This is a genomic window from Nonomuraea sp. NPDC001684 (assembly GCF_053596515.1).
The window spans coordinates 1-9,609 of record NZ_JBSFGJ010000360.1 but is presented as its reverse complement, the minus strand read 5'-3'; the positions used below and the strand labels follow the sequence as shown (position 1 = coordinate 9,609).

11 protein-coding genes are annotated in these 9,609 nt (G+C 74.5%); 7 read left to right on the top strand and 4 right to left on the bottom strand.

The features are described from left to right. Positions 1 to 1,135, top strand: a 1,135-nt coding sequence (locus ACWCSD_RS39635; protein ID WP_449922590.1) for a hypothetical protein, incomplete at its 5' end; no start/stop codon positions are given. 81 nt (positions 1,136 to 1,216) lie between these two features. Here the strand turns inward: ACWCSD_RS39635 and ACWCSD_RS39630 are convergent. Beyond that, the gene (locus ACWCSD_RS39630) at positions 1,217 to 2,479 is read right to left on the bottom strand and encodes a serine hydrolase domain-containing protein (RefSeq protein ID WP_449922588.1); all 1,263 of its coding nucleotides are present in this window, start codon (positions 2,477 to 2,479) and stop codon (positions 1,217 to 1,219) included. 152 nt (positions 2,480 to 2,631) lie between these two features. On the opposite strand from ACWCSD_RS39630, the gene ACWCSD_RS39625 reads away from it, so the two are divergent. The 4 genes from ACWCSD_RS39625 to ACWCSD_RS39610 all read left to right on the top strand — a co-directional run bounded on the left by ACWCSD_RS39625 (position 2,632) and on the right by ACWCSD_RS39610 (position 4,806). Beyond that, the gene (locus ACWCSD_RS39625) at positions 2,632 to 2,976 is read left to right on the top strand and encodes a VOC family protein (protein WP_397157021.1); all 345 of its coding nucleotides are present in this window, start codon (positions 2,632 to 2,634) and stop codon (positions 2,974 to 2,976) included. A gap of 18 nt (positions 2,977 to 2,994) precedes the next feature. After that, entirely contained in the window at positions 2,995 to 3,873 is an 879-nt protein-coding gene (locus ACWCSD_RS39620) for a helix-turn-helix domain-containing protein (RefSeq protein ID WP_449922586.1), read from the top strand. Between the two features lie 60 nt (positions 3,874 to 3,933). Continuing rightward, positions 3,934 to 4,371, top strand: coding sequence for an SRPBCC family protein (locus ACWCSD_RS39615; protein WP_449922584.1), 438 nt, complete (start codon positions 3,934 to 3,936; stop codon positions 4,369 to 4,371). Between the two features lie 90 nt (positions 4,372 to 4,461). Next, positions 4,462 to 4,806 (top strand): PRC-barrel domain containing protein, encoded by a 345-nt coding sequence (locus tag ACWCSD_RS39610; protein WP_449922582.1) that lies wholly within the window; start codon positions 4,462 to 4,464, stop codon positions 4,804 to 4,806. A gap of 94 nt (positions 4,807 to 4,900) precedes the next feature. Here ACWCSD_RS39610 and ACWCSD_RS39605 read toward each other — a convergent pair whose 3' ends face one another. After that, entirely contained in the window at positions 4,901 to 5,749 is an 849-nt protein-coding gene (locus tag ACWCSD_RS39605; protein WP_397157027.1) for a helix-turn-helix transcriptional regulator, read from the bottom strand. Positions 5,750 to 5,853: 104 nt separating this feature from the next. Here ACWCSD_RS39605 and ACWCSD_RS39600 point away from each other — a divergent pair, with 104 nt between their 5' ends. Next, a complete protein-coding gene (locus tag ACWCSD_RS39600; RefSeq protein ID WP_449922579.1) occupies positions 5,854 to 7,335 on the top strand; it encodes an MFS transporter in 1,482 nt (493 codons plus the stop codon). A gap of 11 nt (positions 7,336 to 7,346) precedes the next feature. Here ACWCSD_RS39600 and ACWCSD_RS39595 read toward each other — a convergent pair whose 3' ends face one another. Further along, the gene (locus tag ACWCSD_RS39595) at positions 7,347 to 8,108 is read right to left on the bottom strand and encodes an alpha/beta fold hydrolase (RefSeq protein WP_449922577.1); all 762 of its coding nucleotides are present in this window, start codon (positions 8,106 to 8,108) and stop codon (positions 7,347 to 7,349) included. A gap of 145 nt (positions 8,109 to 8,253) precedes the next feature. On the opposite strand from ACWCSD_RS39595, the gene ACWCSD_RS39590 reads away from it, so the two are divergent. Beyond that, entirely contained in the window at positions 8,254 to 8,907 is a 654-nt protein-coding gene (locus tag ACWCSD_RS39590; protein WP_397157033.1) for a class I SAM-dependent DNA methyltransferase, read from the top strand. A 12-nt stretch (positions 8,908 to 8,919) separates the two neighbouring features. Here ACWCSD_RS39590 and mltG read toward each other — a convergent pair. Beyond that, a partial coding sequence (mltG, locus tag ACWCSD_RS39585; protein ID WP_449922575.1) for an endolytic transglycosylase MltG occupies positions 8,920 to 9,609 on the bottom strand: 690 nt, incomplete at its 5' end.

Below are 9,609 nucleotides of genomic sequence, written 5' to 3'. Positions count from 1 at the left end.
GGAGTCGCTCGACCTGCTCGGCCGGGTGCTCCAGGCCGACGGCCCGGCCGACCCGCGATCCCGCGCGCTGGTCGCCGTCGCCCACGCGGTCGCCACCGTCGAGGCCACCGGGCCGGAGGAGACCGACGCCGCCTTCGACCGGATCAGGACGGCCCTGGCCGAGCTCGTCCCAGGCACGCATCCCATCGCCGAGATGGCACGCCTGGCGGTCGGCATAGCCGCGAAGGGCGACCACGCCGTACCGGCCGAGGGGACGGATCCGTGGAGCCGGTCGCTGGCGTTGCTGGTCAGCGGCGTGCTGGCCATGAACACCGGCCACCTCGCCGAGGCCGAGGACACGCTGGCCCGCGCGCTGGCCGGGTTCGAGCAGCTCGGCGAGCGGTGGGGACAGGGCATGACGCTGAGCGCCCTCGGCTCGGCGCTGGTCCGGTCCGGCGCGGCGGCCGCCGCGCCCGCCCTGGCTGAGCGCGCCACCCGGTGCTTCCGCGAGCTCGGCATGCCCGAGCACACCATGGAGAACGAGGTGGCCGCCGCGCTGCACCGGGCCGAGTCCGGCGACGTGGACGGCGGCCGGCGGGACCTGACCGGCCTGCTCGACCGGGCCGGACGCAGCGGGTCGGCCGAGTCGAGCACCCAGGCGCGCCTGGGGCTGGCCCGGCTGGAGCTGGCCGCCGGGCGGGCGGCGGCGGCCCGCGAGCACGCCCTGGCCGGTCTGGCCAGCGCCCCTCCCGATCGATCCACCACGCCGCCGCTGACCGCGCTGCTGCTGGGCGTACTGGCTCGGGCGGACCTCGCGGAGGGGTTCCCCGACCGCGCGGCCCGCCGGCTCGACCATCCGGCGGTGCGCCTGACGCTGACCTGGCACACGCCGGTCGCGGCCGCGACCGCGGTGGTGGCCGCCGCGATCGAGCTCGGCCGGGACCGGCCGGAACGGGCCGGCCGACTGCTCGGGGCCGCCACCGTCCTGGGCGGTTGGACCGGCCCCGGCGACCCCGACCTGCGGCGGCTCACCCGCCGGGCCGAGACCGCCCTGGGCCCCGCCACGTTCGCCGCCGCACACGCGGGCGGCGCGGCGATGTCACGAGCACAGGCCGAGAGCCTGGTGACAGCAGCCGTCACGACGCCGCCCAGCTAGCGCCGCCCAGCCGTCGCCGCCCGGTCAAGCACCGCTCAGCCGACGGCGCTCGGTCACCGCGCCGCCCGGTCAACGCGCCGTTCAGCCGGCGCCCGGCACCGGCTTGCCGAACATCGTGCAGGTCACCGCCGTCTGCAGCGCCTGGACGGCCTTGGCGAGCTTCGGGTCGGCCTCGAACTCGGCCCAGTACTCCGACGCGACGAGCACGGTGGCCGTGCGGCCGCCTGTCCGGTCGGTGAGGCCGGTGGTCAGGTAGCCCGGCATGCCGCCGTCGTGCCCCCAGAACGTGCCGCACGGATGGGCGGCGGTCTGGATGCCCAGCCCGTAGCCGGGCCCGTCCGGCTGCCGCGGGTCCATCGGGACGGTGGTGCGCAGCTGGGCGAGCTGGGCGGCGGGCAGCAGCCTGCCGGACATGAGCGCGGCGTGGAAGCGGGCCCAGTCGCGGGTGCTGGACACCACCGCCCCGGCCGGGCCGCCCCAGCCGGGGTCGTGGCCGGAGACGTCCACATGTCCGTCGTGGCGCGGCCCGGCGAGCCGCCGGAACGCGGCCGGCACCGCGGGCGGCTGGTGGGCGGCGTCCGGCTCGTAGCCGCGGGCGTACGGGCCGCGCCAGGCGGGCCCGGTCGCGTAGTAGGTATGAGCGAGGCCGAGCGGCCGGGCGATCCGGTCCCTGACCAGGTCGGCCAGGCTCGCCCCGGTGACCCGCTCCAGGACCGCGCCGACGGCGGCATAGCCGGTGTTGCTGTAGGACCACTTGGCGCCGGGCGCGAACAGCGGAGCGTGCTTCACCCCCAGGGCGAGCAGTTTCGCCGGGGTCCACCGCCGCCGGTCCTTGCCGAGCAGCGAGGGCCGGATCCCTGGGTCGTCGGTGTAGTCGTACAGGCCGCTGGTGTGGTTCAGCAGCATGCGCAGCGTGATCGCGCCGCCGCCGGGCACCTGGCCGGGCAGCCACTTGTCCACCGGGTCGGTCAGGGCGAGTCTGCCCTCGGCCACGAGTTGCAGCACCAGCACGGCGACCATGGTCTTGGTGTTGGACCCCATGCGGAACTCGTCGCCCGCCTTGAGCACGTGGTCGCGTCTGGTCCAGGCGGCCTGCTCGGCGATCTCGACGGGCCGGCCGCGGCCGTCGTCGACCCGGACGAGCACGCCGGGCGCCCCGGCCGCCACCACCTCCCGCGCCAGGCGCTGCAGCAGGGCGGGCGTCCCGTCCAGGGCCGGCCGGGACGTGGCGGCGGCCGGGAGCGCCGCGACCACGGCCAGGCCCACGGCCGGCACGGCGGCCGTGAGCGCGCGCCGCCACCGCGGCCGGGCAGCCCGCCGGGATGGGACATCACAGGGGTACATGAACCGGTTCCTCCTCCATCGGGTGACACCAACGCCCTCACCCTCCGGCCCCCCGCTCACAAACCGCACACATCCCGCTGTCAGCCCGCCGCCGCGACGATGAGTTCGCCCCACCGGCGGAGTCTTCACAGCGACGGGAAGGAGTGGTCCGAGTGGATCTGTACAGCGTGGTGTGCGTACGCGACCGGGCGGCGGCGCAGCAGTGGTACGAGGCGTTCTTCGGCCGCCCGGCGGACGAGGTCGTCGGCGAGGAGCACCTGTGGCAGGTCGGCGAGAACGCGTGGGTCGTCATCGACGACCGGCACATGCGGGCCGCGCGCGTCGGCGGCACCATGATCACGTTCGGCGTGTCCGGCCTCGACGACATCCTGGCCAGGCTGGCCGGGCACGGCATCGAGCACGGGCCCGTGGAGACGTACGGCAACGGCGTGCGTCACGTGGACGTCCTCGACCCGGACGGCAACAGCCTCTCGCTCGCCGAGGCCCCGCAGCAGTGACCCGGTTAGGCTCGGGACGTGTTCGACTCGCCCGACTTCGACCTGGCGCCCTACGCCGGCCTCGACACCTCGGCGTACGTGCGGCACACGTACAACAGCTGGGACGACGCCGGCTGGCGCTCGCTGCTGGTGCAGGGCTTCCGGCACGCGCCCGAGGCCGAGCACTTCGCCCTGCCCGCCGTGTCCGACCTGCATCTCGTGCTCTGCGTGGCGGGGAACGCCGACCTGCGGATGCACGCGGGCGGCAGGCCGGCCCGGCGGCGCTGGGTCCCGGGCCACCTGGAGCTCATGGTCCCCGGCCGGGCCAGGTCGATCAGCTACCGGGCGGCGGCCGGGCTGCGCACCGTCCAGGTGCACGTCCCCGCGGCGGCCGTCCGGCGGGCCGCCGACGCGCTGGGCGGTCGCGAGCCCGACCTGGAGGCGACCGCCGCGGCCCTGGCGGCCGGTGATCCGGTCGTCGAGCAGCTCCTGCGCGCGCTGCCGGGCCGCGCGGCGGCCGGCGACCTGTACGCCGAGTCCGCCGCCGCCTTCCTCGTGACGCACCTGCTGAGCCAGGGCGGGGCCGAGCGCCTGCCCGGCCCGGAGCACGCGGCCGTCCGGGCGGCTGTCGCCATCATGACCGAGCGCCTGGCCGAGCCGCTGACGCTGGCCGCCGTCGCGGCCGAGGTGCATCTGAGCGTGTACCACTTCGTCCGGGTGTTCCGGGAGGGCACCGGTCAGACGCCCCACCGGTACCTCACCCGGTTGCGCGTCGAGGAGGCGCGGCGGCTGCTGTCGTCCACCTCGCTCAGCGTCGAGCAGATCGCCGGGCGGTGCGGGTTCGCCGGTGCGGGCTCGTTGTCGTCGGCCTTCCTGCGGCAGACCGGCGTGCGGCCGTCGGCGTACCGCAAGAACTGACCGATCGACGGCAATCGTGCGCATGGCCTCCGGACGGGGCCGGTGCCTACGTTGGGGCTCATGCCGTACTCCTTCACCGTGACCGCCCGCTCGCAGGCCGCCCCCGAGGCCGTCTTCGCGGCGCTCACGCACGCCGCCACCTGGCCGTCGTGGTCGCCGATCGACTCCGCCGACGTCGAGGGCGGCGATCCGGCGGCCCGGCAGCAGGTGGGCGACACCAGGGTCTTCCGCACCGGGCGCAACGTCTCGCGCGAGCGCGTCGTCGAGCTCGTCCCCGACCGGCGGTTCGTCTACGACAACCTGGGCGGTCCGTTCCGCTCCTACCGCGGGACGGTCGAGCTCGCGCCGGCCGCCGGCGGCGGCACCGACATCACCTGGTCCGCCGCCTTCGAGCCGAGGATGCCGCTCTCGGGTGGCTTCTGGCGGTGGTACCTGACCCGTTTCGTGCAGGGCATGGCCGACGGCCTCGCCGCGTACGCCGCCCGCGCGGCAAAGTGACCGCGCCCCGATGTTTGGCGCGGCTGACCCGGGAAGAGTGGGTGGGCAACGTTCTCTAGATCATCAGGAGGAAACCCCTTGTCTCAGGACATGTGGAGCTACGGTTCCGACGTCTACGGCGACAAGACTCTCGACGTGGTCGGCTTCGACGTCGAGGCCACCGACGGTTCGATCGGCTCGGTGGACGAGGCGAGCCACACCGTCGGCGACAGCTACCTGGTGGTCGACACCGGTCCGTGGATCTTCGGCAAGAAGGTCGTGCTGCCGGCCGGCACCGTCACGCGGATCGACCCGCAGGAGCGCAAGGTCCACCTCGCGCGGACCAAGCAGGAGATCAAGGACTCGCCGAAGTTCGACGAGGACGCCGTGTACAACGACGACGTCCACCGCAACGAGGTGGGCGCGTACTACAGCCGCTTCAACGGCACCGTCTGACGTAACCCGGGTACCCGCCGGGCGCGACGCGCGCCGCAGCAGCTGCCAAGGCCCCACAGCTCTGCGACCGGCGGGCCCCCGAGGGCCGGACGTCTCAGGACGTCCGGCCGCTCTGCTGGGTCAGGATGCGCAGGGCGTCGGCGGAGGACGGGTCGGCCGGGGTGTAGATCTCGACCCGGTGGTCGGGGCTGTCGGGCTGCAGCCAGACCTGGTAGTCGACGTCGACCGCGCCGACCGTGGGATGCCGCAGGCGCATCGTGCCCACCGTGCAGTCGGCGACCTCGCCCACCGCCCACAACGCCGCGAACTCCGCGCTGTGCATCGTCAGCTCCCCGATCAGCTCCGCCAGGCGGGCGTCCGAGGGGAAGCGGCCCGCGGTGAGCCGGAGGTAGGCGACATGGATGCGGGCTAGTTCGTCCCAGTTGCGGTGCAGGTCGCGGAAGAGCGGATCCAGGAAGAACATTCTCGGGACGGACGGGCGGTCCGCCGGATCCCACGGCGCCTCGAACGGCAGATGCTCCCCCATCAGCGCATGACCCGTACGGTTCCACGCGAGCACGTCCCCACGCCGGCCGAGCACGACCGCCGGCGTCGTGTCCTTCAGCGACTCCAGCAGCGCGAGCACCCGCGGATGAGGCTCCTCCACGGGCGGCCGGGACAACCGGGACCGGGCCGGTTGCCGGGCGAGATTGTGCAGGTGGACGGTCTCGATCCGGTCGAGCCGCAGCACCCGCGCCAGAGCGTCGAGCACCTGCTCCGAGGCGGTCTCCGCCTGCCCCTGCTCCAGACGCGTGTAGTACCCGGCGCTCACCCCCGCGAGCTGCGCCAGCTCCTCGCGCCGCAGCCCCGGGACCCGGCGGGCCGTCCCGAACGTGCGCAGCCCGATCGCGGCGGGCGTGACCCGGTCACGACGGCTCTTCAGAAACGCTCCGAGACTCTCCACGCCACCGAGCCTAGGCCGACCGGCGGGCCGCGTGGGTACACCTGCTGGGTGCACCCACGCCAGGGGGATGGTTGCCGGGCGCGTCCTGCCCGAGTGTCGGCGCCATGTATCGACAGCACACGCGCACTTCCCCGGGCCTGCGGGCCTGGCTCGGTCTCCTGGTGATCCTCGGGCCCGTCCTGCTGGTCTCCATGGACGGCTCGATCCTGTTCCTGGCGATGCCCCGGATCAGCCAGGCCCTCACGCCCACCGCGAGCCAGGCCCTGTGGATCCTCGACGTCTACGGCTTCGCCGTCGGCTCCCTGCTGATCGCGTTCGGCAACCTCGGCGACCGGTACGGGCGGCTGCGGCTGCTCATGACCGGCGCCGCGGTCTTCGGCGCCGGCTCCACGGCGGCGGCGTTCGCGCCCAGCGCCGAGCTGCTGATCGCGGCCCGCGCGCTGATGGGCGTGGCGGGCGCGACCCTGCTGCCGTCGGCGCTGGCCGTGCTGAGCGAGCTGTTCGCCGACCCGCGGCGCCGGGCGCAGGCCATCGGCGTGTTCGCCGCGGCGTTCGCGGCCGGGTTCGCCGCCGGGCCGATCGTGGGCGGCGTGCTGCTGGAACGGTTCTGGTGGGGATCGGTCTTCCTGGTCAACCTGCCCGTCCTCGCCCTGTTCCTGGTCTTCGCGCCGATCCTGCTGCGCGAGGTGCGGGCGACCCGCGCCGGGCGCGTGGACGTGCCCAGCGTCGTGACGTCCGCGGCCGGGCTGCTGCTCGCGATCTACGCGCTCAAGCACGCCGCCGCCGACGGGCTGTCGGCCGTCCCGATCGTCGCGGGGGCGGCCGGGGCGGGGCTGCTGGCGTGGTTCGTCCGCAGGCAGCGCGGCCTGGCGCAGCCGCTGATCGACTTCTCGCTGTTCCGCGACCGGGTGTTCACCGTGGCGATCGTCACCGGGCTGCTGCCGCTGGCGGCGTGGTCGGCGACGGCGTACCTGTCGGGCGTCTACCTCCAGTCCGTCCTCGGCCTGCCCGTGCTGGACGCGGCGCTGCTCGCGCTGCCAGGCGCGGTCGTGCTCACCGTCACCTGCGTCGTCACGCCGTTCGTGGTCGACCGCGTCGGCCGGCGGGCCGCGCTCGCCGTCTGCCACTTCTCCGTCGCGGCGGGGCTGCTGCTCCTGCTCCCGACGGCCGTCACGGGCGGTGCCGGCTGGTACGTCGCGTCCACGGTCGTCGCGGGCGTCGGGTACGGCATCTCGTTCAGCGTCGTCGCCGACACCGCGGTCGGGGCCGTACCGCCGGAGCGGGCCGGAGCGGCGGGGGCGCTGGCCGAGACGAGCAACGAGATCGGCAACGCCCTGGGGATCGCGCTGCTCGGCTCGCTCGCCGCCCTGGTCTTCCGGCTCCGTGGGCCGGACCTGGCCCCCACCCTGGACGAGACCCTCCAGCTGCCCGCCCTCGTGCCGGCGGCGGCCGCGCAGGCCGAGGCGGCGTTCGTCGCCGGGCTGCACGTGGCCGCGGCGGTGGCCGGGGTCGTGCACGTGGTGCTCGGCGTCGTCGCCCTGCTGCGGGCGAGGGTACGGGACGCCCCGCGGCCGGTCGGCCACTGAGGGGCGGCTCCTCAGCCGTCGGTCAGGAAGGCAAGGGCGTCGGGGGCGAATCTCCTGTCGGTGAAGGTGCCGCTGTGGCTGCGGCCGGGGTAGACGACGAGCTGGGCGTCGGGGATGCCCTCGACCGTCTGCCGGGCCAGGTCCAGGGGGTAGACCAGGTCGTCGCCGCCCTGGATCAGCAGGGTGGCCGCCTTGATCTCGGACAGCCGGCCGCGCAGGTCGAAGCCGTCCTCGGCGTTGAGCACGGTGACGGCGTCGGCGTGGTCGGCGCGCCCGCCGTCCGACAGCCACAGCAGGCCCCTGAGCAGGACGCGGCCGAGGGCCGACGCGGTGACGATCTCGGCCAGCGCGGGGCTCGGCCGCCTGCCCCGGCGGGCCCGTTCGATGTAGCCGCGCTGGGCCCGCCGGCCGGCCGGACCGAGGGTGCAGGCCGTGCCCGCCAGGACGAGCCGGTCGACCAGGCCGGGATGGTCGGCGGCCAGTTGCAGGGCGATGGATCCGCCGGTGGACAGGGCCAGGACGTTGACCGGTCCGTCGAACGTGGCCCTGATCGCCCGGGCGAAGATCGCGGCGAGGTCGGCCATCGTCGTGGTGGACGGCAGCCCGGGCGGGCGGTTGACGACGTACACGGTGAAGTCCCGGGTGAACGGCCGGACCAGCCGCATCGTGGACCAGCGCGTCATGCCCGTGGGCTTGGCCGCCTGCGGGGTGTAGATCAAAACGATCAGGGGCGGCCCGTCGCCGGCCGACAGGTACGGCAGGTCGTTCAGCATGGGGGATCCCTTCCGTGGCCGCGCCGGCCGACTGTATCCGTATGAACAGATTGGATTTTTGTTCACAGCCTACGCGAGAACGGGCGGCCCGTCGCGGCGGCGACGGCTCTGCGGCATCCGAGCCGATGGGCTACAGTCGTCCGCCATGGCCGACTCCTCCTACCTCACCGCGACGGCGCGCGCCTACGACGCCGTCGCCGACCTGTACGCCGACCTCGCCCGCGACTCGCTCGACCGCCTGCCGCTGGACCGCGCGCTGGTCGCGGCGTTCGCCGAACTCGTCCGGGCCGCCGGGCCCCGGCCCGTGGTCGAGGCCGGGTGCGGCCCCGGGTACATGACGGCCCACCTGCGTGACCTCGGCCTGGACGCGTTCGGCGTCGACCTGTCCCCCGCGCTGCTCGACATCGCCCGCAGGGACTACCCCGGCCTGCGTTTCGAACTCGGCTCGATGGACGCCCTCGACGTGGCCGACGGCGAGCTGGGCGGCCTGATCTCCTGGTATTCCATGATCCACGTGCCGCCGGCGGAGCTGCCGCCGTACCTCGCCGAGTTCCGCCGGGTGCTGGCCCCCGGCGGCCACTTCCTGGTCGGCTTCTTCGAGTCCGAGGGCGGGCCGGTCACGGAGTTCGACCACAAGGTCACGCCTGCCTACCGGTGGCCGATCGACGAACTGGCCGACCTGGCCCGCAAGGAGGGGTTCGTCGAGGTGGGCCGGATGCTGCGCGAGCCGCTGGAGGACGAACGCTTCCGCCGCGGCCACCTGCTGATGCGCGCCGCGTCCCCCGACGACGCACACTAGACGAACGGGCGCTCATTCTCGGTAGCCGGGCTTCCGGGCGCGTTCGGTGAGTTCGGTGTACTCCTTTTCGGTCGTGGCGAAGGCCAGGGTGCCGCGCTTCGGGTCGGTGAGCACGAAATACAGCCAGGAGCCCGCGGCCGGTTGGAGGGCGGCCCTGAGCGCGGCCGCGCCGGGGTTGGCGACGGGCCCAGGAGGCAGGCCCTTGTGACGGTAGGTGTTGTACGGCGAACGCATCCGCACGTCCTCGACCGTGACGGGCCCGCGACGCCTGCCGAGCGCGTAGCGGACCGAGCTGTCGACCTGCAGCGACATGCCGCGGGCCAGCCGGTTGCGCAGGACGCGGGCCACCTTCGGCATGTCGGCCTCGGTGGGCGATTCGGCCTGGACGAGACTGGCCACGATGACCACGTCCAAGGCGTCGGGCCGGGCGGCCAGGCCGAGTTCGTCCGCCGTCGCGCGGAAGCGGGCCACCATCTCGCCCAGGATCTCGGCCGGGGCGGCGGAGCCGGCGAACCGGTACGTGCCGGGGAAGGCGAAGCCCTCCAGCCCGCCCTTCGCGTACGGAGGCAGGCCGAGCGCCCGGCCGTCCCCGGCGGCCTTGGCGAACGACTCCGCGGGCCTGCCGGTCACCCGGGCGAGCTCGGCGAACAGGCCGGAGACCCGCTCGCCGTCGTTGACGACCTCCACCTGAGCCCGTCCCGG

Coding starts and splice junctions, on each gene's coding strand:
- ACWCSD_RS39630 (WP_449922588.1), bottom strand. CDS start 2,479: ATGTACCCCTGTGATGTCCCATCCCGGCGGGCTGCCCGGCCGCGGTGG.
- ACWCSD_RS39615 (WP_449922584.1), top strand. CDS start 3,934: ATGCCGTACTCCTTCACCGTGACCGCCCGCTCGCAGGCCGCCCCCGAG.
- ACWCSD_RS39610 (WP_449922582.1), top strand. CDS start 4,462: ATGTGGAGCTACGGTTCCGACGTCTACGGCGACAAGACTCTCGACGTG.
- ACWCSD_RS39600 (WP_449922579.1), top strand. CDS start 5,854: ATGTATCGACAGCACACGCGCACTTCCCCGGGCCTGCGGGCCTGGCTC.
- ACWCSD_RS39595 (WP_449922577.1), bottom strand. CDS start 8,108: ATGCTGAACGACCTGCCGTACCTGTCGGCCGGCGACGGGCCGCCCCTG.
- ACWCSD_RS39590 (WP_397157033.1), top strand. CDS start 8,254: ATGGCCGACTCCTCCTACCTCACCGCGACGGCGCGCGCCTACGACGCC.